Genomic DNA, 22,878 nt, shown 5'->3' on the forward strand with positions numbered 1-22,878 from the left:
GGTCCGGCTCTGCGACGCCATGGTGTCCACCTCCTTCTGCCGGTCGGCGGTCTCAGCCGTGGAACCGCTGCGGCTGCATGACACCGCGCACGATCGGCGGTTCGAGGTCCTGGTGGGTGTCGTCGAAGGCGAAGCTCAGCTGCGCGTGCAGCGCGACGACGCCGTCGACGGACCGGCACAGCCGCTCCACGATCGGGATCATGCTCTTGCGCTCCAGTTGGCCGCGCATCGTCACCACGCCGTCCTTCACCTCGACGGAGACGGTGGCGGGCTCGATCATCATGACCCGCTGGAGCACCTCGGCGATGATCTCGCCGCGGATGGCCCGGTCGTTGCGCAGGAACACCCGCAGCAGGTCGCTGCGGCTGACGATGCCGACCAGGCGGTCCGTCTCGTCGACGACCGGAAGGCGCTTGACGTGGTGACGGTCCATCATGCGGGCGGCCTCCACCACCGACCACTCCGGGCGGGCGGTGAACACGGTGCGGGACATCAGGCCCGCGGCGTTCTCGGCGTGGGAGCGCTTGCGGTTGCCCGGGCTCATCCACAGCGCCGGCGTGTGCCCGTCGGGGTCCGGCTGCCCGGACTCCTTCCGGAGCAGGTCGCCCTCGGACACGACGCCGAGGACCCGGTCGGCGTCGTCGACGACCGGCACGGCGCTGACGTCGCGTTCGGCCAGCAGTTCGGCGACGGCCTTGAACGAGGTGTCGCGGCGGACGGTGGCGACCTGGTGGGTCATCACGTCGCCGACGGTGCGGTGCTGCATCGCGGTGCTCCTTCGCTGCGGGCCGCGTCCGGTCTCGGGACGCACGTCGGCCGGGGCTCTTGGCCCTCGGCACCACGGTCCGCCCGCGCCGGGCCGGGCGCGATGGGCCGAACGGTCCCCACCGCTGGGCCGAGAAGGCACCTCCGCGTCCCCGGCCCCGGCCCGGGACGCTCGGCGCGGGAGCCGGGACCGTTCGGCCCCGTGCCCGGAGCGGTCCGCCGCGGCGATGCTCGGTGCGTCGGTCCGAACCGGACGTGAAGCGAGGGGTGGGGATTGTGATGGCCGTGCTCGATCCGGAGTTCTGGGTGGTCCTGGTCACGCTCACCGTGCTCGGCGCCGCGACGGCCATCGGCCTCACGCTGCTGCTGGAGCGGTGGACGGAGCGCCTGGCCGCCCGGCCGCCGCGCCCGGCGCCCGCGCGGCCGGCCCGCGCGGGCCGCCACCCGCGTCGCCACCACCACGGTGTGGGGCACGCCCACTGAGCTCTCTCGGCTCTCTCGGGGCCGCCCGGCCTCACGGACGAGGCCGGGCGGCCCTTTCCATGCCCTCGGCCACGTGGCGCACTGGAGCCGAGGCGAGACTCGCGATCCGCCCGCACCGGACGAAGGAGGCAGCCATGTCGTACGCCGACAGCGCACCGAACCGCATCGTGGTCGGCGTGGACGGCACCCTGGAGAGCCGTCACGCCGTGGCCTGGGCCCTCGACGAGGCGAAGCGCCGCAACGAGGCGGTCGAACTCGTCCACGCCTACGAGTACCCACCGCCGCTGCTCCCGTTCTACGACGCCGCCACGGAACTCGGCGAGGACCACCTGCGCGAGGTCGCCCGCGCGGCGCTGAAGCGCGAGGTGGCCGAAGCCTGCGCGCGGGAGCCGGCTGTGTCCGTCACCGGCGAGGTCGGCGAGGGCGCCCCGATCGAGGTGCTGCTGGACGCCGCCCGGGAGGCCCAGCTGCTGGTCGTCGCGACGCGCGGCACCGGAGCCCTGGGCGAGCTGGTGGTGGGCTCCACCGGCACCGCCCTGGCCGGCCAGGCCGCCTGCCCGGTCGTCCTCGTCCCCTCCCCGAGAGGGGGCACGAGGGCGGGTGACACCGGCCCGGTCGTCGTCGGCGTCGACGGCTCTCCGCACGGCCAGGCGGCCCTGCGGCAAGCCCTGACGGAGGCGTCCCTGCGCGGTCGCTCCCTCGTCGTCGTGCACGCCTGGCACGCCGTCCCCGGCGGCCTGTCCGAGTCCGCCGCCGCGCAGCGGCGCCGCTTCCGTGCCGACGAGCTTTCCCACCAACTGCTCGTCTCCGAGACGCTGGCGGGCGAGGGACAGCGGTTCCCCGAGGTCGCCGTCACCGCCCACGTCCTGCAGGACCACCCGGTACGCGCCCTGCTGGAGACGGCCCGCAACGCCTCCCTGCTCGTCGTCGGCGCCCGCGGCACCGGCGGCTACCCGGGCCTGGCGCTCGGCTCGGTCGCCCTCGCGGTGCTGCACCACGCCACCGGCCCCGTCTGCGTCGTCCCGGACTGACCGGGAGCGACCCGCGTACGGCCACCCACCCGCCAACGACCCGAGGACCCACGATGAAGAGCGATCCGCGCCCGACGCCGGGCGGCTACCACACCAAGACCTGGACCGTCCGCCTCGACCTCTTCGAGGAGGGCGACACCACCCACGCCCATGCCGTGCTCGACACCGGCGACAACCGGCTCGAGGCCGGCAGCGCCTCCCTGCGCGACCCCGTCGACCGCCCGGTCCCGGAGATCGGCGACGAGTTCGCCGCCGGGCGCGCCCTGGTCGACCTGGGCTACCAACTGCTGCGCGCAGGCAACACCGACTCGGAGGGCAACACGGTGGACACGGCGTGAGCCCGACTGCGGCGAGCTCCCTCCCGGGCGATCCGGGAGGGGGTTCGTCCGTCACGTTCCACGGTCGGTGCCTCCTCCGGCGGGGGACGGCCGGGCCCGCGCCGACGGCCGTCCTTTCAGCGTGAGCGCAGGGCGTCACCGGACCGAGGGCCCTTCGGACCAGACGCGGGGGACCGAGCGGCCCGGCTCGGGCCAACGGGGGAGGCGTCCGGAGCCGGCAGTGGGGACCGGTCGGCCCTGTGCACCACCGGGAGCGGGGCGAACTCTGGGAGAGGAGGAACCCAGCCGGTTCCGCCCGGCTGGCGCCGGATGGACCGGCCGCCTGAAAGGAGCGGGGACGATGACCCTTCCCCTGATCGTCGGGGTGGACGGCTCCGACACGAGCGCAGCGGCCGCCGGATGGGCGGGCCGCGAGGCCGTCGCGACCGGCCGGGACCTGCGGTTGCTGTACGTCCGGCCCACCGACTTCTGGACCCGCCCTGAGGACGAGCGTGTCGTGGAGGAGCAGTCCGCCCTCCACGCCATGACCGAACTCGCCGCCGACCTGCGCCAAGCCCACCCCGGCCTCCACGTCGACGTCGAGGAGAGGACCGGGCCGGTCGACCTGACGTTGCTGCGCACGGCCGACGAGTCCGGCACGCTCGTGCTCGGCACCCGGGGCAGCGGCGGCTTCGCCGCACTCATGCTCGGCTCGGTCGCCCAGTCGGTGGCCGCGCGCGCGGAGAGCCCGCTCGTCCTGGTCCCTCCGCACGCCACCGCCGGACCGGGCTACCGGGTCGTGGTCGGTGTCGACCCGTCCGGTGACTGCGCTCCGGTGCTGGAGTACGCCCTGCGTTACGCCCAGGACCACGGCGTGGTGCTCCGCGCGGTCCACGCCTGGCAGCCGCCCGTGCCGTGGGGCGCGGGGCCGGTGCAGCCCGGCGAGGTCGAGCGGCGCGGTGTCCAGCACCAGCACGCGGTCGCCCTGCGCGAGGCCCTGGCCACCGCGCACAACCGCTTCCCCGCCGTCGACGCGACCAGCGCGGAGGTGTCCGGTCCGCCGGCGGGCGTCCTGGTCGAGGAGACCGAGAAGGCCTCCCTCCTGGTCGTCGGGCGCCGTAGGCACCGCCCGGTCTCCGCACTGGGGCCGGTGGCCCACGCCGTCCTCCAGCACGCGTCCTGCCCCGTCGCCGTCGTCCCGCACTGGTGACGGACCGAAAGGAAGTCCCACCATGTTCGCAGCAGCATCCTCAGGAACGCAGCACTCCCCGCGCCGCGCGCGCCCAGGCGACCTCGGGCGGCGCATCACCCACCGTCGGGAGGAACTCGGCCTGAGCGTCGAGGAGCTGGCCGAGCGGGCCGGCATGGCGCCCGCGTTCCTCGAATGGGTCGAGACGCGGCCCGCCGACCTCGGTACGAGCGGGGTCGCCCGGATCGCGGCCGCACTCGGCACCTCCCGCCAGGAGCTGATGGGTGGAACCCAAGGAGCCCCGCCCGGCCGCGGTGGACCGGACCGCCGTGCCGTCCTGGCCGAGCTGACGGACGAGGAGTGCCGCAGCCGCCTCGGCACGCAGGGAGTCGGCCGGGTGGTCTTCGAGATGGGCGGCACGCTCGTCGTCAGGCCGGTCAACTACCGGGTCGTCGACGGCTCCTTCCTTTTCCGCACCCAGCCCGGCGGCGCGCTCGCGGCGGCGGTGGGACGCCGCGTCGTGCTGGAGGTCGACCGCCTCGACGAGGTGCTGTCGCACGGCTGGAGCGTCCTGGTGGCCGGCTCCGCCGAGCGGGACCGACGGGACGTCGACCGCCCGGGAACCCGGCGCGAGGAGCCGCAGCCCTGGGCGGACGGACCGCGTGAACTCCTCGTGCGGATTCACCCCGCACGGATCACCGGCCGCGAGATCCGGCCCGGCGACGAGCCGGCCTCGCCGGACCGGGCCTGAGAGGAGAGCGGTCATGCACGCGCTGCCCGGAGACCAGATCGTGGTGGACGGCACCAGACCGGGCACCACGCGCAGGGACGGCGAAGTCGTCGGACTGCACCACCCCGACGGCACCCCGCCCTTCGACGTCCGCTGGTCGGACACCGGCCGGACCACGCTGTACTTTCCCGGCCCCGACGCCCATGTCGTCCACTTCGACCACGCCATCACGTCAGGAGGCGGCAGCCATGTACGGAAGCGGTAGCCCCCACGTCGTCAGCGACGTGATGACGCACACCGTCGTCTCGGTCGGCCAGGACGCCCCGTTCAAGGACATCGTCGCGCTGATGGCCGAGTGGCAGGTCAGCGCCCTGCCCGTCACCGCCGGCGAAGGCCGGGTCGTCGGTGTCGTCTCGGAGGCGGACCTGCTCCACAAGGAGGAGTTCCGTGACGCCGAACCCAGCCCGCCCGAGCGGCGGCGCCGTCTGGGCGACATGGCCAAGGCCGGAGCGCTGACGGCAGCCGAGCTGATGACCGCGCCCGCCGTCACCGTGCACGCGGACGCGACCCTCGCTCAGGCCGCGCGTCAGATGGCCCTGCACCACGTCAAGCGGCTGCCCGTCGTCGACCCGTTGGGCATGCTGGCCGGCGTCGTCAGCCGTGCCGACCTGCTCAAGGTCTTCCTGCGCCCGGACGCGGAGATCGCGGAGGAGGTCCACCGGGAGGTCGTCGCCTACCTCTTCGGGGACGAAGCTCCGGGCGTCGTGGTCGAGGTCGCGAACGGCGTCGTCACTCTGACCGGTCGCCTGGCCGACACCACCCTCGTCCCGGTCGCCGCACGCCTGGTCCGCGCTGTCGAGGGCGTCGTCGACGTCCAGTGGGACGTCAGCGGCCAGACGCTCGTCGACCGCTGAACCCCGCCCACCGCACCATCGAAGGAGGCGGCCGCCATGACCGAGAAGTCCCTCACCAGCAGCGCCCCACTGACGCCGGAGCAGTTCGGCCGGCTGGCGGCCGCCGGGGGCGCCGCGCCCTCGCTGCACAACAGCCAGCCGTGGCGCTTCCGCGCCACCGACGACCGCACCGGGATGCTGGTCTTCGCCGACCGCTCCCGCGCGGTGCCCGCCACCGACCCGACCGCACGGGCCCTGCACATCTCCGTCGGCGCCGCCGTGCTGAACATCCGGGTCGCCGCCGCGGCGCTCGGCCTCTCGACCCGCCTGCGCCTGCTCCCCGACGTCGCGCAGCCGGACCTGGTGGCGGAACTGCGGTTCGTCCCGCCCGGTCCCGGCGAGCACTCCGCCGCCGACGCGGAGCTCCACCCCGCGATCGGCGTGCGCCACAGCAGCCGCCGGCCGTTCACCAACCGCGACGTGCCCGAGCGGCTCGTCGGCGACCTGATGGCGGCGGCCGACCACGAAGGCGTCGTGCTCGCCATGCTGGAGGAGGCCGAGACCCGACGGGTCCTCGAGCTCACCGCCGACGCCGAGCGCCGCACCGCCGCCGACATCGCCCGCGAGGCCGAGCTTCGCAGCTGGGTGCGGCTGGAGGCCCCCGCGAACGACGGCATCCCGGCTGCCGCCCTCGGACCGCTGGACCGCGACGCGCGTGTGCCCATGCGCAGCTTCACCGGCCACCCTCCGACCGGTGTGCCCGCCTCCGCCCGTTTCGAGCCGCTGCCGCAGCTCGCGACGTTCACCACCGCGCACGACGACCGCAGCGCCTGGGTCCGCACGGGCATGGCGCTGGAGCGCGTGTGGCTGCTGGCGACCCTGCACGACGTGCGCGCCTCCGTGCTGCACCAGGCCGTCGAGTGGCCGGACACGCGCTGGCAGTTGCGCGATCCGGAGACCGGGCCCGGTTACGTTCAGATCGTGCTGCGACTGGGCTTCGGCCCGCCCGGAGCCAAGACCCCGCGCCGCCCGGTCGCGGAGATCCTGGAACTGGACTGAGTCCGGGCCGGGCCGCCCGGCCCGCCAGGAAGGGACCGTCCGGCCCAAGGAGGGTCGGACGGCCGCCTGCTGGGATGGGGTCCGACCGCACGCCCCGGCCAGGTCGGGGCGGCAAGGTGAGGAGAGAGCGATGAAGGCTGCCGTCGTCCGTGACTTCACGGCCCCGCTGACCATCGAGGACCGCCCGCTGCCCGAGCCCGGCCCGCACCAGGTGCGGGTCCGCATCGAGGCGTGCGGGCTGTGCCACACCGACATCCACGCCGCCCGCGGCGACTGGCCGGTCAGGCCCACCCCGCCGTTCGTCCCCGGCCACGAGGGCGTCGGCATCGTGGAGGCCGCGGGCCACGAGGTGCGGTACGTCCAGGTGGGGGACCGGGTGGCGGTCCCGTGGCTCGCGGAGGCGTGCGGTCGCTGCGACTACTGCGTCACCGGCTGGGAGACGCTCTGCCTCCAGCAGCACAACAGCGGCTACTCCGTCGACGGCGGCTACGCCGAGTACGCGCTGGCCCACGGCGACTACGTGGTCCCCGTACCGGACGGCGTCGACCCCCTGGACGCGGCGCCGCTCACCTGCGCCGGGGTGACCACCTACAAGGCCGTCAAGGTCTCCGGTGCCCGCCCGGGCGCGCGGGTGCTGGTCTCCGGTATCGGCGGGCTCGGCCACCTGGCGCTCCAGTACGCGCGGATCGCCGGCGCCGAGACGATCGCGGTGGACGTGACCGACGAGAAGCTCGCCCTGGCCCGCGAACTCGGCGCCGACCACGTCATCGACGCCCGCACCCAGGATGTCGCCGCCGAGACGCAGCGGCTGGGCGGTGCGGACGCGGCGATCTCCCTCGCGGTGAGCAACGACAGCTTCCAGGCCGCCTACGGCGCGCTGCGGCGCGGCGGCACGCTGGTCCTGGTCGCCCTGCCCGCCGGGGGCAAACTGGAACTGCCCGTCTTCGACACGGTACTGAACGGCACCAGGGTGGTCGGCTCCATCGTCGGCACCCGGCAGGACCTCGCCGAGGTCTTCCGGCTGCACCAGCTGGGGCGCACCCGGGTGATCCGGGAGAGCCGTCGCCTGGAGGAGGTCAACGCCTGCATCGAGGAGGTGCTGGCCGGCAAGGTCTCCGCCCGCCTCGTCTTCGACCTTCGCTGACCGCCCGCACGGCGGCACGGACGCAACAGGAGGAAGCCATGCCCCGAACCGTCGTCCTCGCAGTGGACGAATCGGCCGACGAGGGACCCGCACTCGACTGGGCCGCCCAGGAGGCGGCACTGCGTGGCAGCGAGCTGAGGCTCCTGACCGCCTGCGGCGACGCGGCCCCGGACTACGCCCGCCAACTGCTCGACTCACTGGCCGACGGGCTGCGCAAGCACATGCCCGAGCTTCTCGCCGTCAACGTCGAGGCCGTCCCCGGCGAGGTGCGTGACGTGCTCGACGCCGCCACGTCCTCCGCCGAACTGGTCGTCCTCGGCGCCCGCGGCTCCGGCGGGTTCCCCGGCCTGCTGGTGGGCTCGACGAGCCTGCACGTCGCCGGGACAGCGGGCTGCCCGGTGGTCGTCGTCCCCGACCGGGAGCGAGCCGGGGACAGCCCGAGCGGTCCGGTGGTCGTCGGCATCGACGCCAAGGACCCCGACGTGGCGGTCCTGGAGTTCGCCTTCGAGGCGGCCGAACGCCGGGGGCTGTCGGTGCACGTGGTGCACGCCTGGCGCTACCCCCTGCTCTCCCAGGGCCGCGCGACGCCGCCCGTGTACGAGAAGGGCCACATCGAGGCCGAGCAGGAGCGCCTGCTCGCCGAGGTGCTGGCCGGATGGCGCGAGCGGTTCCCGGGGGTCGAGGTCGGCGAGGTGAGCGTCCGGTCCGGCGCGGCCAAGGAGCTGGTGGGACTGTCCGCCGATGCCGCGTTGGTCGTCGTCGGGCGCCACGGCGGTCACGCCGGGCCGTTGGCCCGGCTCGGCTCCGTCAGCCTGGCGGTGGTCCAGAACGCGTTGTGCCCGGTGGCCGTGGTGCCGGTGTGAGCTGACCGCGGTCAGCGGGTGACCGTCAGGTCGACCCGGAGGGTCTCCCCGGCCCGCAGCGTCGCCTCCGTCCCGTGGACGCGCACGTGGATCGGCGCGGCGGTCCCGGGCGGCACGGTGACGGAGGCGTGGCGGTGCGTGAGGCGCACCAGCACGCCGTCGTGCCCCCGGTGCCGCAGCGTCAGGTCCAGCTGTCCGAGCTGGGGCGGCAGTGCCGGGTCGAGCACCAGCGTCTCCCTGTGCAGGGACAGGCCCGAGTAGCAGCGCTCCAGCAGGTCCACCGCCCCGGCCATGGCGCCCAGGTGCACGCCCTCGGCGGTCGTGCCGCCCTGGATGTCGTGGGCGTCGCTCGCGACGGCCTCCTGGAAGAACCGCCAGGAGGCCGGCCGGTCGCGCCGGGCCAGTACCCAGGCGTGAACGACGGCGCTGAGCGTCGAGCCGTGGGAGGTGCGCGGCAGGTAGTAGTCGGCGGTGCGTTCCATCAGCTCCGTGTCCGCCGGCACGCCGAGACGGGTGAGCAGCCGCCGTACCTCCGCGGGTGGGAACAGGTACCACAGCATCAGCACGTCCGCCTGCTTCGAGGCCCGGTAGCGGTTGACCGAGTCGCCCTCGGCCTCCAGGATCCGGTCCAGGCGGCGGATGTCGCCGTGGCGGCGGCGCAGGCCGGCCCAGTCCAGCTCCTCCAGACGCTCGTAGCCGTCGAACTGGCTGATCACCCCGTCGTGGAGCGGGACGTGGAGCCGGTGCTCGACGTCGGCCCAGCGGGCCAGCTCGGCCGCGTCGATGCCGAGCCGTTCGAGCAGCTCCGCGCGGCGACCGCCGGGTACGAGCGGGAGCAGTCGCCGGGCGGTGTGCAGGGTCCAGGACGCCATGACGTTGGTGTAGGCGTTGTCGTCGATGCCGGGGCCTGACGCCCACGGGTACGCGTCGTGGTACTCGTCCGGGCCCACCACGCCACGGATGTGGTAGCGGCCGATCCCTTCGTCGAACTCGGCCGAGTCGGCCCAGAACCGGGCGATCTCCAGGACCAGTTCCGCGCCCGCCTGGGCCAGGAACTCGGTGTCGCCGGTGGCCTGGTGGTACTGCCAGACGTTGTAGGCGACCGCCGAGCCGACGTGGTGCTGGAGCCGGCTGTGGTCCGGAAGCCAGCGGCCCGAGCGGGGGTTCAGATGCAGCTGCTGGGTCTCCTCCGCGCCGTCGCTGCCGCTCTGCCAGGGGAACAGGGCGCCGCGTCGGCCTGCCGCCGCGGCGGTGCGCCGGGCCCGGTCCAGGCGGTGGTGCCGGTAGCGCAGCACGGCCCGACTCAGCTCGGGCAGGTGCCGGTTGAACCAGGGCAGGATGAACAGCTCGTCCCAGAAGACGTGGCCGCGGTAGGCCTCGCCGTGCAGGCCGCGCGCCGGGATGCCGACATCGAGGTCGACCGAGTGCTGCGAGTAGGTCTGCAGCAGGTGCAGCAGGTAGAGGTGGATCGTACCCGCGCCCTCGAAGTCCGCGCCGATCCGGCAGCGGCGCCACAGTTCGGCCCAGCGCAACCGGTGTTCGCGTTCCAGCGCGGCCGCGTCGCCTGCCTCCGCGAGGAGTTCGCAGGCCGCCGTCGCCGGCTCGGTGGTCAGCCGGTCCCGGGAGGTGAACAGCGCGACGGTCTTCTCCACTGTGAGCGAGTGGCCCTGACGCACCGCCACGGTGAGCAGCTGGTCGACGCGCCCCGGTGTGTCCAGCCGGGCCACGAGCGGGGCGGGCACCTCGCTGTCGCCCGAGCGCACCCGGGTGCGCGCGGCGAGGCCGATCCGCAGGCCGGAGTCGGGGGTCGCCACCTGGAGCCGGACCAGTTCGCCCGCCGCGTCCTGCCCGGTCGGCACGAGGTGGCGGTTCTCCAGCCCCCGGTAGCGGGCGACGCCGTCGTTGACGACGCGGCCCTCCAGGCCGGAGCGGATCTCGACCGTTCCGGACCAGTCGACCGGCGTGAGCTGGGTGACGAGCACGCCCAGATGCGGTCGTCCCATGTGGGCGAAGACGCGCTGCACGACGTCGGTGGTGCGTCCCCGGCCGTCGCGACAGCGGCGCCGCCGGGTCAGGATCGCGTGTCGCAGGTCGAACTCCAGACGCTGGTCGAGGGCGGAGAACCCCGGCTCGCCGAACCACGGGACACTCGCGGCAACACCGTCACCGTCCCCGTCGACGGCGCGGAACGCGAGCGGGAGCCAGTTCGGGCAGTTGACCAGGTCCTCGTTGGCCACCGCGCGTCCCTGCACGGTCGAGACGGTGCGGTGGTAGACGCCCGCCAGGTAGGTGCCGGGGTAGTGGACGCCGTCGGCGACCGCCTCGGGGGCGGCCGCGCGCGTGACGAACCAGCCGTTGCCCACGGCGCACAGCGCCTCGCGCAGGCCTTCCTGCGCCGGGTCGAGACCCTGGTAGCGCAGGTTCCAGGCGTCGCCGTTCACGAAGGCTCCAGGTGCTGCCCGAGGACCCTCTCATCGTCCTCGGCCGCGCGCCGCGCCGCACCTCGGCCCGGCCGTGACGGGGGCGCGCTTGCGGCGCCGGGGCGCCGGGGGGACCGTCGAGGGGAGAGGGATCGGCGAGCGGAGGCAGGTGGGCCGGTGGTCGCGGCGGGGCGCGAGACGGACGCGTGGGTCGTGGAGCGGCCGGGCCCGATGGCCACCGGGCCGCTACGGCCGGTCCGCAAGACCGTGCCCGATCCTGGACCGGGTGAGCTGCTCGTCGAGGTCGACGTCTGCGGCGTGTGCCGCACCGACCTGCACCTCGCCGAGGGCGATCTGCCGCCGCGCGCGCCGGGCCGCACCCCCGGCCACGAGGCCGTCGGCAAGGTCGTCGCCACCGGGCCGGAGACACCCGGGTTCGTGCCCGGTGTCCGGGTGGGCGTGGCCTGGCTGGCCGGGACCTGCGGCGAGTGCCGTTACTGCCTGGCCGGGCAGGAGAACCTGTGCCCCTTCTCCCGCTACACCGGCTGGGACCGCGACGGCGGCTTCGCCCGTCACCTGCTGGCCGACGCCCGCTACGTCTACCCCCTGCCGCCCGACGAGCGCGACGAGGCAGAGCTCGCCCCGCTGCTGTGCGCGGGGATCATCGGCTACCGCGCCCTGGAGCGGGCTCAGCTGCCGTCGGGTGGGCGGCTCGGCCTCTACGGGTTCGGCGCCTCGGCCCACCTGACCGCCCAGTTGGCCATGGCCCGGGGCGCCACCGTGCACGTGCTCACCCGTGCTGAGGAGGCCCGCAGGCTCGCGCTTGAGCTCGGCGTGGCGTCGGCGCGCGGCGCCTACGACTCGCCGCCCGAACCCCTGGACGCGGCGATCCTCTTCGCACCCGTCGGCGACCTGGTGCCGACCGCGCTCGCCGCGCTCGACCGCGGCGGCACCCTGGCCGTGGCGGGCATCCACCTGACGGACATCCCGGTCCTGAACTACGCGGCCCACCTGTTCCAGGAACGCACGCTGCGCAGCGTCACCGCCAACACCCGCGCGGACGGCCGTGCGTACCTGGCCGAGGTCGCGGGCCTGCCCCTGCGTGTGCAGACCGTGCGCTACCCGTTCGCGCAGGCCGACCGCGCCCTCGCGGACCTGGCCGCCGACCGGGTCACCGGCGTGGCGGTGCTGGACCTGCGGGAGTGACGTCCGCGCCGTCCGCCCCGCGCCCGGCGTGGCCACCGTCTCCCGCCCCGGCCGGCCCGAGGCGCGATCGCCCAGAACCCTCCGGCCGGGTACCCCGTGTCACAACCCCAACAACGGCGGCAGCTCGGTGAGGGCGTCGACGACGACGTCCGCGCCGTTCGCGCGCAGCTCCTCCGCGCCCGCGCCCCGGTCGACCCCGACGACCGGCGAGAAGCCTCCCCGCCGTCCGGCCAGGACGCCGACCAGCGCGTCCTCGACCACCATCGTCCTCGCGGGCGAGGTGCCGAGGCGCCGCGCCGCCTCCAGGAACAGGGCCGGATCGGGTTTGCCGGCCAGGCCCAGCCGGGCCGCCTCCACGCCGTCCACCCGGGTGTCGAAGAGGTCCGCCAGCCCGGCGGCGGCCACCACCCGGGCGCAGTGGCGGCTGGCCGAGACCACCGCCGTGAGCACCCCGTGCCCGCGCAGCGCGGTGAGCAGGTCGACCGCGCCGGGCCGTGGGACCGCGCCCTCGCGGCGCAGCAGTGCGAGGTAGATGCGGTCCTTGCGCTCGGCGAGCCGGGTGACGGCGGCCGGATTCAGGTCGGTGAGGCCCCGGGAGGTGAGGAAGGCCAGCACGCCGTCCTCGCGGGAGCGGCCGTCGACGTGGCGCGCGTAGTCCGTCGCCAGGTCGAACGGCGCCCGCGTCTCCTGCGCGGTGCCCGGTGGCAGCGCCCGCAGCAGGTCGTCGAAGGCCGCCTTCCACGCCATGGCGTGCAGCGCCGCGGTGTCGGTGAGCACGCCGTCCGTGTCGAAGACGGCCCCGGCCAACTCCTCGATCCCGATCACACCGTCAGTACAACACCGGTGCGGGCCGGGCGCGGTCCGGGGCAGGGCCGGTCGGCGGGCTGAACGGCCCTGGGTCGACGGTGCCCGTCGGGCCACGATCGAAGGGACGGAGCCGTCAGCCCCGTGGGAGGAGCCCACCATGAACGTGCCGAACGACCGCGCCCCCGTCCTCGTCGGTGTGTCCCGCTCCGCGGCCACCGTCTGGGCGGTCAGCTGGGCCGCCGACCAGGCGGCGCGACGGGGCCTGCCGTTGCTGATCCTGCACGCCCAGGAGTGGCCGTCCGCGATCCCGCCCGGGGTGACCCCGGGGACCGGCGGTCACCTGTGGGCGTCGCACTTCCGGGCCGCCGGACAGGGGCTGGTGGACACGGCCCGCGCTGAGGCGTTGCACCTGCACCCCGAGCTGGACATCAGTGTCGCCGTCGCGGAGGGCAAGCCCAGCGAGGTCCTGCGCCGCATCGGCGGGGAGGCGTCGCTGGTGGTCCTGGGCACGCGGCGACTGAGCGAGACCGACGCGGCCTTCGTCCGCAGCCGTGGCGCCGGACTCTTCGGCGAACTGCCCTGCCCGGTCGCGCTCGTGCCGCGACCCGAGGAGCCTCGGCCGGACCACGGTGGCACCGTCGTGGTCGGTGTGGACGGATCGGCGGCCTCCGAGGCCGCCGTCGCCTGGGCGTACGAGGAGGCGGCGCTCACCGGATCGGATCTGGCGGCGGTCGAGGTCCGCCGTCCGCACAGCGCCGCCCGCGCGGGCTTCTACGAGGAAACCCGGCTGGACCTGGCGGAGGCACTGGCCGGCTGGCACGAGAAGTACCCGCAGGTCGCGGTCGAGCGCCAGGTCCTCACCGGCCACCCCGCCCACCTGCTTGCCGAGGAGGCCCGGCAGGCGCGCTGTCTGGTCGTCGGCAGCCACGGACGTGGCGGCTGGCGCGAGGCGCTGCTGGGCTCCACGACCCGCTCGCTCGTCCACCACACCCACGGACCGCTGGTCGTGGTCCCGCCGCAGTACCCCGGGAGGTCGTGATGTCCCTGCCGCTGACCGTCGCCTTCGACGGATCCGAGACGGCCGCCGCGGCGGCGCGCTGGGCGGCCGCGTACGCCGCCGCCACCGGCGCGCCCGTCCGCCTGCTCCATGTGCGGCCGCCGCTGGACCAGGGGCCCGAGCCCCTGCGCCCGCGCCGGCCGGACGTCGAGATCGACGCCACGGACGCGATGGCGCGCACCGCGGCCGAGCTGAGCCGCGTCCACCCCGGCCTGCCGATCGACGCGACGACGCAGGAGGGCGGCGACGTGGCCGATCTGCTGTGCCGCGCCGCCGACCGGGCCGGGACGCTCGTCCTGGGTACGCGGGGCGCCGGGCCGGCCGCGCTGGTCCTCGGGTCCGTCGCGCTGGCCGTCGCCTCGCGTGCGGAGAGCCCCGTGGTGCTGGTTCCTCCGGGGACGGCCGGGGCACCGCCGGACCGTGAGGTGCTCGTCGGCGTCGACCTGGCTGGCGACTGCGGGCCGGTCCTGAGCTTCGGCTTCGAGCAGGCGCGGTGTCTGGGTGTCCGCCTGCACGCCCTGCACGTGTGGCGGGCGGCAGGGGCGCTGTCAGCCGCCGTGCACGCGGGGCCCGGAGCCGATCCGCGCGAGGTCGAAGGGCATGTCCTGAGCACCGAACTCGCCGCAGTCCAGGCGTTCTTTCCCGGGGTCGAGGCCGTCAGCGAGGAGCATGACGGCGTGCCCGCGTGGGTGTTGCCGCCGGCCACGGAGAAGGCGTCGCTGCTCGTCCTGGGGCGTCGGCGCCGTCGCACGCCTCCCGCGAGGCTGGGGCCCGTCGTTCCCGCCGTGCTCGGCCGGACGGCCTGCCCGGTCGCGGTGGTCCCGCACCGGTGACACCGACGAGGGCCGCTGACCGGGCGAAGGCCCGGTCAGCGGCCCTGGGTCTCACTGGCCCGGCGTCGGCAGGTTCTCCGCTTGCAGGGCCTCGGCCCGGCTCTTGATGCCCAGCAGCATCCGACGCTCCATCACCAGGCTTCCCGGCTCCATGACGTACAGGGAGAAGAGCCGGTACAGCGGTGACGGGTCGGGCGGCTGGATCCGGTTGCGGCTGACCAGGCGCGTGCTGTGGCCGCGCGGGTAGAGGCCGAAGGACCACACCCAGGCCCCGTCCTGCGAGTGGAACGCCAGGGCGTGCTCGGGTTCGAGCACGGCCACCTCCAGCACCGGTCCGGTGCGCCCGAGGCGCATGGTGTCGCCGAGCCCGAGCTTCTGGAACCGGGGGAGGATCCGGTAGGCGCTGTGCATGTCGAGCCCCAGCAGGTTCTCGATCCAGTCGTACGTGTAGGCGCCGCCGCGGCCCGGCCCCATCTGCACCAGCCACGGCCACACCGCCGACGGCCACGCGTCGATCGTGATCGCGCGGGTCGTCACCAGCGGCGCGGCCGGCAGCAGCGTGTCGCCGGGCATCTCCCGGCAGACCTCCACGGCGCTCGACCCCCAGGTCAGGCAGGCGTGGCGCCACAGCCAGGGATATCCGGCCGCCAAGCCGGCGACGGTCGCCGCCCCGGCGCCGATCAGGGTCCGGTGGTTCACCACGGCCTCCCTGGCCGCGTCCGCGTGGCGGCCGCGCCGTGCGAGGTGCTCGGGACCGGTCGCCGACCGGACGGGTCCGGCTCCGGGCGAGGGCGCGCGATGGCGGCCGCCGCGCGCAGCAGTTCCAGCAGTTCCGGGTCGTGGCCCAGCCGGCGGTGTCGGCGGCGGGACTCAGCCCGGCGTCGGGCGGCAAGTCGGTACTTGGCGTTCATCGCGTGCCACCTCCGTCCGGCGCGGCCGGTCGGCCACCCGACCTCCACCGTGCGTCCGCGCGACGTCACGGCGGGAGGTCCGGGCGGGCCCTGTTCGACGGCCGACCGGCCCCTTCCGCGCCCGCCCACGTCGTGCGCGGGCGCGGACCGGGACCATCGGCCCACCGGCCGTGGTCCGCCCGGCCACTGCGCCGGGCGGGAGGCGGGGTGACGCTGGAGTCAGGCAAGGAAGAGAGAGGATCGGTGGGCGAGATGAGACACCGCGTCGTCGATGACCTGATGACCCGCGACGTGATCACCGTGCAGACGGACACGCCGTTCAAGGAGATCGCGGAGATCCTGACCGAGCAGGAGATCAGCGCCGTACCGGTGCTGGACGGCTCGGGCCGCCTCGTCGGCCTCGTCTCGGAGGCGGACCTGCTCCGCAAGGAGGCCGCCCAGGCCGATCCGGGCGGGCGCGAGCCCGTTCGGCGCTCCGTCTCGGAGTTCGAGCCCGGCACCGCCGCGGCGACCGCCCGCGACGTCATGTCCGCGCCCGTCGTCACGGCGCGCACCGGCTGGAGCGTGGTGGAGACCGCCCGCGCGATGAAGCAGAACAGCGTCAAGCGCCTGCCCGTCGTCGACGACACCGACCGTGTCGTCGGCATGGTCAGCCGCCGCGACCTGCTGCGTGTCTTCCTGCGCAGCGACCGGGCGATCCGCGAGGAGATCGAGTACGACGTGCTGCGCGAGACGCTGGCGCTCGACCCCGGCGCCGTCCAGGTCCATGTCGTGGACGGCGTGGTCACCCTGGAGGGCAAGGTGCCGCGGCGGAGCCTGGTGCCTGTCGTCGAGCGGCTGTGCCGTGGGGCCGACGGGGTGGTCGGACTGGATTCCCGGCTGGCCTTCGCCGAGGACGACACACTGGGCGAGGGGTGAGCGGCGATGCGCGTCAGCGACGTGATGAACGCTCCGACGGTCACCGTCGGCCCCGGTGACACGGTCCGTCAGGCGGCGGTCTGCCTCGACACCCATGGCGTCGGCTGCGTCCTGGTCACCGTCGACGGCGTCCCGCTGGGCGTCGTCACCGACCGCGATCTGGCCGTCCGTGCGCTCGCGACAGGGCTCGAACCGCAGGCGCCGGTGAGCCTGGTCATGTCCGAGCCGGTGGTCACCCTCGACGCCGAGGCGGACCTGGCCGAGGCGTACCGGATGTTCCGCCGCAGCGGGGTGCGGCGGCTTCCCGTCGTCTCGGGCGGTCGCCTGGTCGGGCTGCTGGCCGTCGACGACCTGTTCCTCGACGTCTTCCAGCGGTACGCCGACCTGCTCGGACCGGTGTCCTGGAGCGCCCTGCGCGACGGCCCGCTCGACGAGGGTCCGCTGCGCGAGCCCGCCTGAGGAGGAGTGGTGACGGTCCACCCCGGTGGACGGACCGTGACCGGCCCGTCCACCGGGGTGCCGCTGGTCGCCTCTCAGCTCGCGGTGAAGACCGTCACCGCCTGGGGGTCGCAGGAGCTGCCGGTCGAGGAAGTGGCGCCGCTCGCGTTCAGCACCTTGGTCCAGGTCCCGGTCGGCAGGGTGGCGTTGTAGGCGCTGGTGGTCGGGTTCACCACGATCACGGTGTCGTACGTCGTCGGCGCGGCCGGGTTCGAGCTGATCTCGGCGATCACCACCGAGCCGTTGACCTGCGTCGCGATCTGGTTCTTGACGGCGGACCAGGTCGTCAGCCGCAGCGAGGCGGTGGCCTTGCGCAGTGCGATGGCGTCCCGGTAGTAGCTGACGATGTTCGCGTTGGTGATCATGTCGCCCCAGTGGATCGCGTTGACCGTGTCGGGGGCGTCGTAGGAGTTCATCGCCGTGGTGTAGTCGCCGTTCACCACCTTCGAGCGCAGGAACTCGTCGCCCTCGGCGATGATCGGCACCCCTTGTGAGGCGAGGATGGTTCCGACGGCCAGTTTGTCGATCGCCCCGGCCGTGCCGGTGGCCCCGCCGGTCGCGCCCGAGTAGGTGATCTTGTCGTAGAGGTTCAGGTTGTCGTGGATGGACACGTAGTTCATCGTCTGTTCGGGGTTGACCGCGAACGCCGGGGTCCACAGGTTGGAGACGGTGGCCGTGCTGTCGGCGTCGGTCGGCGAGCCGGTCATGCCGAAGGCGATGGCCGAGGGGTTGCCGTTGTTGCCCATGTATCCGAAGACGTTGTCGTTCGTGCCGCCGCGGATCGCGTCGCGGTAGACGCCGTTGAAGGCGCCGAAGTGGACCGGCGACAGCGCGGGCATGTTCCCGTAGCGCACCTTCTGCGGCTCGTTCGGGTCGCTCGCCCCGCCGTTCCAGGGCTCGCCGTACATCATCAGGTCGCGGTCGGCGTAGGTGGTCTGGAGGTAGTTGGCCCACTGGTAGACGTTGTTGTAGTAGTGCACGCCGGCCAGGTCGAAACGGAAGCCGTCGACGTTGTAGTCGCGCACCCAGTGCTCCAGGGAGTCCTGGATCATCTGGCTGACCATGGGGTTGCCGTCGTCGATCGAGTCGCCGGTTCCGGACAGGTCGGTCGAGTTGTAGTACTTTCCGGTGATGTTGCCGAACACGCTCTTGGTGTAGGTGTGGTTGTAGACCACGTCCATGATCACCCGGATGCCGTTCCTGTGGAACGCGTTGACCATGTCCTTGAACTCGCGGATGCGGTCCTCCGGCGCGGTGAACTGCGAGTACTGCTCCTCGGGGACGTTGTAGTCCACCGGGTCGTAGCCCCAGTTGGGCACGGTGCTGCCGAAGTCGAACGAGGGCATGATCTGGACGGCCGTGACGCCCAGCTGCTTGAGGTGGTCGATGCCGGTGCTGACGCCGTCGTAGGTGGTGCCGTTCTCGACCAGGCCGAGGAACTTGCCGCGCTTGGCGGCGTCCACGCCCGAGCTCGGGTCGACGGTGTAGTCGTGCACGCTCAACTCGTAGACGACCGCGTCCGTGCGGTTGACCAGGGCGGGCCGCGGGTCCCAGCCGCCGTCCGTGGGGGTGACGGCGGCGGTGTCGACGACGACGCCCTGGGTGGTGTTCGGCACGACCATCTGCGCGTACGGGTCCGGGACGGCGACGCCGTTGACGGAGAACTGGTAGTCCTGGTCCAGCAGGTTCCCGCTGACCACGGCCTGGTAGACGCCGGAGTAGCCCGGCAGCGTGGTCGCGCTCATCGGGTGGCTGGTGCCGCCGACCGTGACGGTGACGTTGGAGCTGTCCGGTGACCAGAGCCGGAAGGTGGTCGCGGACGAGCTGTAGAGCGCGCCGAGCGTGTTGAGCGGCGCGGTGGCCCCGGCGTTGCTCACCACCGTCATCAGGTGCGTGGACTCGTTGTACGAGAACGTCGTGGTGTCCCCGGCGGCGGGCACGGTGAACGGGATGTTGACGCCGTTCGCGGCGCCGCCGGCGCCGTAGTTGGTGGTCCAGGACTGTCCCAGGGTGACCTTGGTGTTCCAGCTGCCTGCCGGGATGGCGGTGGTGGACCAGGTGGAGACACCGGTGCCGTTCGGGTCCGTCATGATGGTGTTCGCACAGGTGGCGGACCAGGTGGTGGTGCACCCCGCCGCGGTCTGCCAGTCGCCGGTCGCGGTGACGACCGGCATGGCGGAGTTGTCGGTGACGACGTGGGTGTCGGGGTCGTAGACGAAGGTCACCTGCTCGCCGCCGGTGGGCACGGTGATGTTGATGTTGGCACCGCCGGGCGCCCCGCCGGCGCCGTAGTTGACGGTCCAGCCGTTGTTCACGGCGATCTTGTACGACCAGCTGCCGGCGGGCAGGTTCAGCGTCGCCTTCCATCGGCCGTCGCCGGCGAGCGTCATCTCCGCCTGGGAGCAGGCCGGTTGCCAGGTGGCGGAGCAACCGATCGCGGTGTCGAAGGTCGCGGGCAGGCTGACCTGCGCCGGGGTGTCGGCCAGGGCCGGAGCGGAGCGGGTGACCGCGCCGCCGCCGAGCAGTGCGAGGGTCGCGGCGAGCGTCGCCGCGCGCGTGAAGAAGGTGGGTCTCATGAGAGGGCGCCTCGGGTGGGGTGGGGGATGGCGATGACCATCTCGCCCGCCCGGCGGCGCGTCAAGACACTTGCAGAAACTTCTTTGTAACTTGCTGCAAACCCATTCAATCGCCCAGGTCCCGGCCGCGCGTCGACCCGGCATCCGCCCGCGCGGCGCCCCGGACCGGCGGAGCCGTCGCAGAGGCAGACCGACCGCCCGGGTGATCCCGTGCGGCCCGCGCCTCGGCAGGGGCGAACCCGGTCAGACCTTGCCGTCGGCGTAGAACTTGCTCCTACGGGCCGACCTGCTCGCCCAGCTCCTTGGAGAGCCGGGCGAGTGCGTCGAGGCGCTTCTGCAGGCTCGGGTGGGTGGAGAAGGCGGCCACCAGGGGAGAGTCCCCGGACAGCGCCGGAGTGAAGAAGAACGCGTTGAACGCCTGCGCGGTCCGCAGGTCCTGGCTGGGGATCCGGGCGATGTCGCCGCTCACCTTGACCAGCGCGGAGGCCAGCGCCGAAGGGCGGCCGGTCAGTTGGGCCGCCGATCGGTCAGCCGCCAGCTCCCGGTACCGGGAAAGGGCGCGGATGAGCATGAGGCTGATCAGGTAGACGGCCCCGGAGACGACCATGACCAGGGCGAACAGCGCGGCCGTGTTCTGGTCGCGGCGGCCGCGGCCGCCGAGCAGCTCGGAGTAGAAGGCCATCCGCACCATCAGCCCGGCCAGCACACCGAGGAACGAGGCGATGGTGATCACCGAGACGTCCCGGTGGGCGATGTGCGACAGCTCGTGGGCCAGCACGCCGTCGAGTTCGTCGCCTTCGAGCCGGCGAAGCAGGCCACGTGTCACGCACAGGACGGCGTGGTCCGCGCTGCGGCCGGTGGCGAAGGCGTTCGGCAGGTCCGTCTCGGACACCGCCACCCGGGGCTTGGGCATGTCAGCCAGCGCGCAGAGCCTGTCGACCGTGCCGTGCAGCCGGGGTTCCTCCTCGGCCGTGACCTCGTGGGCGCGCATCGCGAACATGGCCATCCGGTCCGAGAACCAGTACTGCGTGACCAGAACCCCGGCGGCGATGACCACGATCAGCACGACGGACTTGAGCAGCAGCACCAGCGCGGCGACGAACGCCGCGTAGAGCAGGACGAGCAGCACCAGCACGACGACCATGCGCGTGGTCAGCTGCCGGTCGGGAGCGAAGCGTGAGCGCACCGGGACCACCTCTCCTCGGAGCCTTGCTCTCCCCGCCACCGGACGCGAGCTCGGCCTTCTTCGCCGCGGGCTCCGTCCCGACGCGGGGTGACGGAGGCCCGTCGGTGCATGCCTCAAGCGGTTGCGGTGGCGCAGACCGCCTCGACGAGATGGCCGACACGCCACTCGCCGAGGTGCCGCGACAGGTCCGCCTCGGTGATCATGCCGACCAGGCGGTGGTCCTCGGTGACGGGCATCCGGCGGATGCGGTACTCGGCCATGAGCTCCAGCACCTCGTCGGCCTCCGTCTCCACGTCGACGGTGACCGGCTTGCCCTGGGCGAGGGCGCCGGCGGTCACCGTGTTCGGGTCCATTCCGTCGGCCACGCACTTGATGACGATGTCACGGTCGGTGACGATGCCGTGCAGCCGCTCGTCGGCGCCGCAGACGGGCAGTGCGCCGACGTCGAGTTCGCGCATCCGCCGCGCCGCCGTGGCGAGCGTCTCCTCCTCGCGTACGCAGGCCACGCCCGCGTGCATCAGGTCTCTCGCATGGCTCATGACCGGCTCCGTTCCTCGTTGTGCACGGGGGATGTCCGAGGGAGTGCCGGGCCGGAACGTTTCGGTCCACCATGGCTCCTGCCCCGTGACGCGAGGGCTACGCTTCGCTTGGGGGGCGGGATCCGACGTGCCGCCCCTGCACGCCGCCGGGTTCGGGCGCTGGGCGGCGCGCCCGCGTCCACCCGGCGCCCGCTCACTCTTTCGGAGAGCGCGGCGTGTGGAGGGTGAGCGTCAGCCAGCACGACCAACCGACCGGCTGGAGCGCCCAGAAGCTCAAGCCCCGGTACAGCAGGGTCGCCGCGATCGCCTGACCGGCCGGCAGGCCGTACAGGACCAGCAACGCGGTCAACGACGCCTCGGTGACGCCGAGATTCCCCGGTGTCAGCCGCAGGCTGCCCAGGAGCTGGGTCAGCGTGTAGGCCAGCAGGAAGCCGCGCCACGGGATCGGGAGGTGCAGCGCCCACAGGCAACAGAGCAGACAGGCCGCGTCGCCGCCCCAGTTCAATGCGGACAGCAGCAGCGGACGCCCCCAGCCGCGCGGACCGGGGCCGAGGCGGCGCAGCTCGTGTCCGATGCCCTCGACCGAGTCCTGGAACCGGACGACACCGGCCCGGCCCGTCCCGAGGTGTCGCCAGCCGTGGACGACGGCGCCGCGCAGCCGCGACGACAGCGTCAGCGTGCCCAGCAGCAGCCCGAGCGCCGCGCACGTTCCGACGCCGATCAGCACGCCCTGTCGCAGGCCCGGCGCGGGGCCCGCGGGATCGGCGATCAGCGCGCCGAGCGTGAGCAGCGCCACGAGCACGGTCACGCTCACCGCGCCTGCCGCCGCGAGTGCCGCCGCCGCGGACGCGAAGGCGATGCCACGGCGCTGGAGCTGCCGCACCGTCCACCCCAGTGACAGCACGCCGCCGCCCGGCAGCACCCCGGTCATCGCGTTGGCACCGGCGACGACCGCGGTCACGACACCCAGGCCGATTCGGAAGCCTGCCGCCCGCAGCAGCCGCCGTTCCAGGGCGGCCAGGGCGAGCACTGAGGCGGCCTCCAGCGCGCCGGCTGCGGCGAGCCGGTTCAGGTCGACCTGGTTCAGCAGTCCGAGCGCGGCATGCAGTTCGCTCCGGTGCTTGGTCGCCAGCAGCCCGCCGGCCGCCACCACGGCGGCCGTGCTGAGCCACCACAGCCAGCGCCGCCAGGTTCGGCGTGGCGGATCGGGGCCAGGGGTGGGGGCACCCGACCCCGCCGTCCCGGTCAGCCCGGACACCTTCCCGTCGCCGCTGACGTGGGCCGGTCAGTTCGCCGGCGACGGCGTCGAGGGGCGGCGGTGCAGGTTGTCGGGCATGGCGGCCGGCTTCCCTGGGATCGGCGGAGCGTGGGGGCATCAGCGACTCGCACGGCGTCTCGCCTCTCGATCGTAGTCCGCGTGGCCGCCGCATTCGCGGTGGCCGCGACCCACGTG

The 22,878-nt window shown here is 73.7% G+C and carries 24 protein-coding genes; 15 read left to right on the top strand and 9 right to left on the bottom strand.

All coding sequences use genetic code 11. The features are described 5' to 3' along the window. Nucleotides 1-52: 52 nt before the first annotated feature. A complete protein-coding gene (locus ABH931_RS35125) occupies nucleotides 53-766 on the bottom strand; it encodes a CBS domain-containing protein (RefSeq protein ID WP_370122807.1) in 714 nt (237 codons plus the stop codon). Between the two features lie 266 nt (nucleotides 767-1,032). On the opposite strand from ABH931_RS35125, the gene ABH931_RS35130 reads away from it, so the two are divergent. The 10 genes from ABH931_RS35130 (at nucleotide 1,033) to ABH931_RS35175 (ending at nucleotide 8,474) form a co-directional block, all read left to right on the top strand. Then, the gene (locus tag ABH931_RS35130; RefSeq protein WP_370122810.1) at nucleotides 1,033-1,248 is read left to right on the top strand and encodes a hypothetical protein; all 216 of its coding nucleotides are present in this window, start codon (nucleotides 1,033-1,035) and stop codon (nucleotides 1,246-1,248) included. Nucleotides 1,249-1,382: 134 nt separating this feature from the next. Beyond that, nucleotides 1,383-2,279, top strand: a complete 897-nt coding sequence (locus ABH931_RS35135) for a universal stress protein (protein WP_370122812.1) — start codon at nucleotides 1,383-1,385, stop codon at nucleotides 2,277-2,279. Nucleotides 2,280-2,332: 53 nt separating this feature from the next. Continuing rightward, nucleotides 2,333-2,617: a dsRBD fold-containing protein gene (locus ABH931_RS35140; RefSeq protein WP_370122814.1), complete on the top strand. Its 285-nt coding sequence runs from the start codon at nucleotides 2,333-2,335 to the stop codon at nucleotides 2,615-2,617. A gap of 340 nt (nucleotides 2,618-2,957) precedes the next feature. Next, the gene (locus ABH931_RS35145) at nucleotides 2,958-3,806 is read left to right on the top strand and encodes a universal stress protein (RefSeq protein ID WP_370122816.1); all 849 of its coding nucleotides are present in this window, start codon (nucleotides 2,958-2,960) and stop codon (nucleotides 3,804-3,806) included. Between the two features lie 22 nt (nucleotides 3,807-3,828). After that, entirely contained in the window at nucleotides 3,829-4,536 is a 708-nt protein-coding gene (locus tag ABH931_RS35150; protein ID WP_370122819.1) for a helix-turn-helix domain-containing protein, read from the top strand. Between the two features lie 13 nt (nucleotides 4,537-4,549). Then, on the top strand, nucleotides 4,550-4,780 hold the full coding sequence (locus ABH931_RS35155) for a DUF1918 domain-containing protein (protein ID WP_370122822.1): 231 nt from the start codon (nucleotides 4,550-4,552) through the stop codon (nucleotides 4,778-4,780). Then, nucleotides 4,764-5,429 (top strand): CBS domain-containing protein, encoded by a 666-nt coding sequence (locus ABH931_RS35160; RefSeq protein ID WP_370122825.1) that lies wholly within the window; start codon nucleotides 4,764-4,766, stop codon nucleotides 5,427-5,429. The genes ABH931_RS35155 and ABH931_RS35160 overlap by 17 nt, the downstream gene beginning before the upstream one ends. Nucleotides 5,430-5,465: 36 nt before the next feature. After that, nucleotides 5,466-6,467: a hypothetical protein gene (locus ABH931_RS35165; protein WP_370122828.1), complete on the top strand. Its 1,002-nt coding sequence runs from the start codon at nucleotides 5,466-5,468 to the stop codon at nucleotides 6,465-6,467. 130 nt (nucleotides 6,468-6,597) lie between these two features. Then, nucleotides 6,598-7,611, top strand: coding sequence for an alcohol dehydrogenase AdhP (gene adhP, locus ABH931_RS35170; RefSeq protein ID WP_370122831.1), 1,014 nt, complete (start codon nucleotides 6,598-6,600; stop codon nucleotides 7,609-7,611). Nucleotides 7,612-7,649: 38 nt separating this feature from the next. Beyond that, nucleotides 7,650-8,474, top strand: coding sequence for a universal stress protein (locus ABH931_RS35175; protein WP_370122834.1), 825 nt, complete (start codon nucleotides 7,650-7,652; stop codon nucleotides 8,472-8,474). A gap of 11 nt (nucleotides 8,475-8,485) precedes the next feature. Here ABH931_RS35175 and ABH931_RS35180 read toward each other — a convergent pair whose 3' ends face one another. Beyond that, entirely contained in the window at nucleotides 8,486-10,915 is a 2,430-nt protein-coding gene (locus ABH931_RS35180; protein WP_370122837.1) for a glycoside hydrolase family 65 protein, read from the bottom strand. Between the two features lie 156 nt (nucleotides 10,916-11,071). On the opposite strand from ABH931_RS35180, the gene ABH931_RS35185 reads away from it, so the two are divergent. Further along, nucleotides 11,072-12,100: a zinc-dependent alcohol dehydrogenase family protein gene (locus tag ABH931_RS35185; RefSeq protein WP_370122839.1), complete on the top strand. Its 1,029-nt coding sequence runs from the start codon at nucleotides 11,072-11,074 to the stop codon at nucleotides 12,098-12,100. Nucleotides 12,101-12,199: 99 nt separating this feature from the next. Here ABH931_RS35185 and ABH931_RS35190 read toward each other — a convergent pair whose 3' ends face one another. Then, on the bottom strand, nucleotides 12,200-12,925 hold the full coding sequence (locus tag ABH931_RS35190) for an HAD family hydrolase (RefSeq protein ID WP_370122841.1): 726 nt from the start codon (nucleotides 12,923-12,925) through the stop codon (nucleotides 12,200-12,202). A 139-nt stretch (nucleotides 12,926-13,064) separates the two neighbouring features. Between ABH931_RS35190 and ABH931_RS35195 the strand changes: the two genes are divergently transcribed. Both ABH931_RS35195 and ABH931_RS35200 read left to right on the top strand, forming a co-directional pair. Then, entirely contained in the window at nucleotides 13,065-13,946 is an 882-nt protein-coding gene (locus ABH931_RS35195) for a universal stress protein (RefSeq protein WP_370122844.1), read from the top strand. Then, nucleotides 13,946-14,797 (top strand): universal stress protein, encoded by an 852-nt coding sequence (locus ABH931_RS35200; protein WP_370122847.1) that lies wholly within the window; start codon nucleotides 13,946-13,948, stop codon nucleotides 14,795-14,797. Before ABH931_RS35195 ends, ABH931_RS35200 begins: the two co-directional genes overlap by 1 nt. Before the next feature lie 51 nt (nucleotides 14,798-14,848). On the opposite strand, the gene ABH931_RS35205 is transcribed toward ABH931_RS35200, so the two are convergent. Continuing rightward, on the bottom strand, nucleotides 14,849-15,496 hold the full coding sequence (locus ABH931_RS35205) for a hypothetical protein (RefSeq protein ID WP_370122850.1): 648 nt from the start codon (nucleotides 15,494-15,496) through the stop codon (nucleotides 14,849-14,851). Next, the gene (locus tag ABH931_RS35210; protein ID WP_370122853.1) at nucleotides 15,493-15,708 is read right to left on the bottom strand and encodes a hypothetical protein; all 216 of its coding nucleotides are present in this window, start codon (nucleotides 15,706-15,708) and stop codon (nucleotides 15,493-15,495) included. Before ABH931_RS35210 ends, ABH931_RS35205 begins: the two co-directional genes overlap by 4 nt. Nucleotides 15,709-15,960: 252 nt before the next feature. On the opposite strand from ABH931_RS35210, the gene ABH931_RS35215 reads away from it, so the two are divergent. Both ABH931_RS35215 and ABH931_RS35220 read left to right on the top strand, forming a co-directional pair. Then, entirely contained in the window at nucleotides 15,961-16,626 is a 666-nt protein-coding gene (locus tag ABH931_RS35215) for a CBS domain-containing protein (protein ID WP_370122856.1), read from the top strand. A gap of 6 nt (nucleotides 16,627-16,632) precedes the next feature. Continuing rightward, the gene (locus tag ABH931_RS35220; RefSeq protein ID WP_370122859.1) at nucleotides 16,633-17,085 is read left to right on the top strand and encodes a cyclic nucleotide-binding/CBS domain-containing protein; all 453 of its coding nucleotides are present in this window, start codon (nucleotides 16,633-16,635) and stop codon (nucleotides 17,083-17,085) included. A 74-nt stretch (nucleotides 17,086-17,159) separates the two neighbouring features. Here ABH931_RS35220 and ABH931_RS35225 read toward each other — a convergent pair whose 3' ends face one another. From ABH931_RS35225 to ABH931_RS35240, 4 genes are all read right to left on the bottom strand, one after another. Beyond that, on the bottom strand, nucleotides 17,160-19,700 hold the full coding sequence (locus tag ABH931_RS35225; RefSeq protein ID WP_370122862.1) for an alpha-amylase family glycosyl hydrolase: 2,541 nt from the start codon (nucleotides 19,698-19,700) through the stop codon (nucleotides 17,160-17,162). Between the two features lie 274 nt (nucleotides 19,701-19,974). Beyond that, nucleotides 19,975-20,886: a zinc metalloprotease HtpX gene (gene htpX, locus ABH931_RS35230; RefSeq protein WP_370122865.1), complete on the bottom strand. Its 912-nt coding sequence runs from the start codon at nucleotides 20,884-20,886 to the stop codon at nucleotides 19,975-19,977. Between the two features lie 113 nt (nucleotides 20,887-20,999). Then, nucleotides 21,000-21,425 (bottom strand): CBS domain-containing protein, encoded by a 426-nt coding sequence (locus ABH931_RS35235; RefSeq protein WP_370122868.1) that lies wholly within the window; start codon nucleotides 21,423-21,425, stop codon nucleotides 21,000-21,002. A 193-nt stretch (nucleotides 21,426-21,618) separates the two neighbouring features. Beyond that, nucleotides 21,619-22,683 (bottom strand): YbhN family protein, encoded by a 1,065-nt coding sequence (locus ABH931_RS35240; protein WP_370122871.1) that lies wholly within the window; start codon nucleotides 22,681-22,683, stop codon nucleotides 21,619-21,621. Nucleotides 22,684-22,878 lie beyond the last annotated feature (195 nt).

The sequence above is a fragment of the Streptacidiphilus sp. MAP12-33 genome (assembly GCF_041261265.1).
Taxonomy (GTDB): domain Bacteria; phylum Actinomycetota; class Actinomycetes; order Streptomycetales; family Streptomycetaceae; genus Streptacidiphilus.

Bases quoted from the DNA above. Each gene is read 5' to 3' on its own strand.
- ABH931_RS35150 (WP_370122819.1), top strand. From the start codon at position 3,829: ATGTTCGCAGCAGCATCCTCAGGAACGCAGCACTCCCCGCGCCGCGCG.
- ABH931_RS35235 (WP_370122868.1), bottom strand. From the start codon at position 21,425: ATGAGCCATGCGAGAGACCTGATGCACGCGGGCGTGGCCTGCGTACGC.
- ABH931_RS35175 (WP_370122834.1), top strand. From the start codon at position 7,650: ATGCCCCGAACCGTCGTCCTCGCAGTGGACGAATCGGCCGACGAGGGA.
- ABH931_RS35215 (WP_370122856.1), top strand. From the start codon at position 15,961: ATGAGACACCGCGTCGTCGATGACCTGATGACCCGCGACGTGATCACC.
- ABH931_RS35140 (WP_370122814.1), top strand. From the start codon at position 2,333: ATGAAGAGCGATCCGCGCCCGACGCCGGGCGGCTACCACACCAAGACC.
- adhP (WP_370122831.1), top strand. From the start codon at position 6,598: ATGAAGGCTGCCGTCGTCCGTGACTTCACGGCCCCGCTGACCATCGAG.
- ABH931_RS35200 (WP_370122847.1), top strand. From the start codon at position 13,946: ATGTCCCTGCCGCTGACCGTCGCCTTCGACGGATCCGAGACGGCCGCC.
- ABH931_RS35210 (WP_370122853.1), bottom strand. From the start codon at position 15,708: ATGAACGCCAAGTACCGACTTGCCGCCCGACGCCGGGCTGAGTCCCGC.
- ABH931_RS35165 (WP_370122828.1), top strand. From the start codon at position 5,466: ATGACCGAGAAGTCCCTCACCAGCAGCGCCCCACTGACGCCGGAGCAG.
- ABH931_RS35145 (WP_370122816.1), top strand. From the start codon at position 2,958: ATGACCCTTCCCCTGATCGTCGGGGTGGACGGCTCCGACACGAGCGCA.
- ABH931_RS35135 (WP_370122812.1), top strand. From the start codon at position 1,383: ATGTCGTACGCCGACAGCGCACCGAACCGCATCGTGGTCGGCGTGGAC.
- ABH931_RS35195 (WP_370122844.1), top strand. From the start codon at position 13,065: ATGAACGTGCCGAACGACCGCGCCCCCGTCCTCGTCGGTGTGTCCCGC.
- ABH931_RS35125 (WP_370122807.1), bottom strand. From the start codon at position 766: ATGCAGCACCGCACCGTCGGCGACGTGATGACCCACCAGGTCGCCACC.
- ABH931_RS35225 (WP_370122862.1), bottom strand. From the start codon at position 19,700: ATGAGACCCACCTTCTTCACGCGCGCGGCGACGCTCGCCGCGACCCTC.
- ABH931_RS35220 (WP_370122859.1), top strand. From the start codon at position 16,633: ATGCGCGTCAGCGACGTGATGAACGCTCCGACGGTCACCGTCGGCCCC.
- ABH931_RS35155 (WP_370122822.1), top strand. From the start codon at position 4,550: ATGCACGCGCTGCCCGGAGACCAGATCGTGGTGGACGGCACCAGACCG.
- ABH931_RS35160 (WP_370122825.1), top strand. From the start codon at position 4,764: ATGTACGGAAGCGGTAGCCCCCACGTCGTCAGCGACGTGATGACGCAC.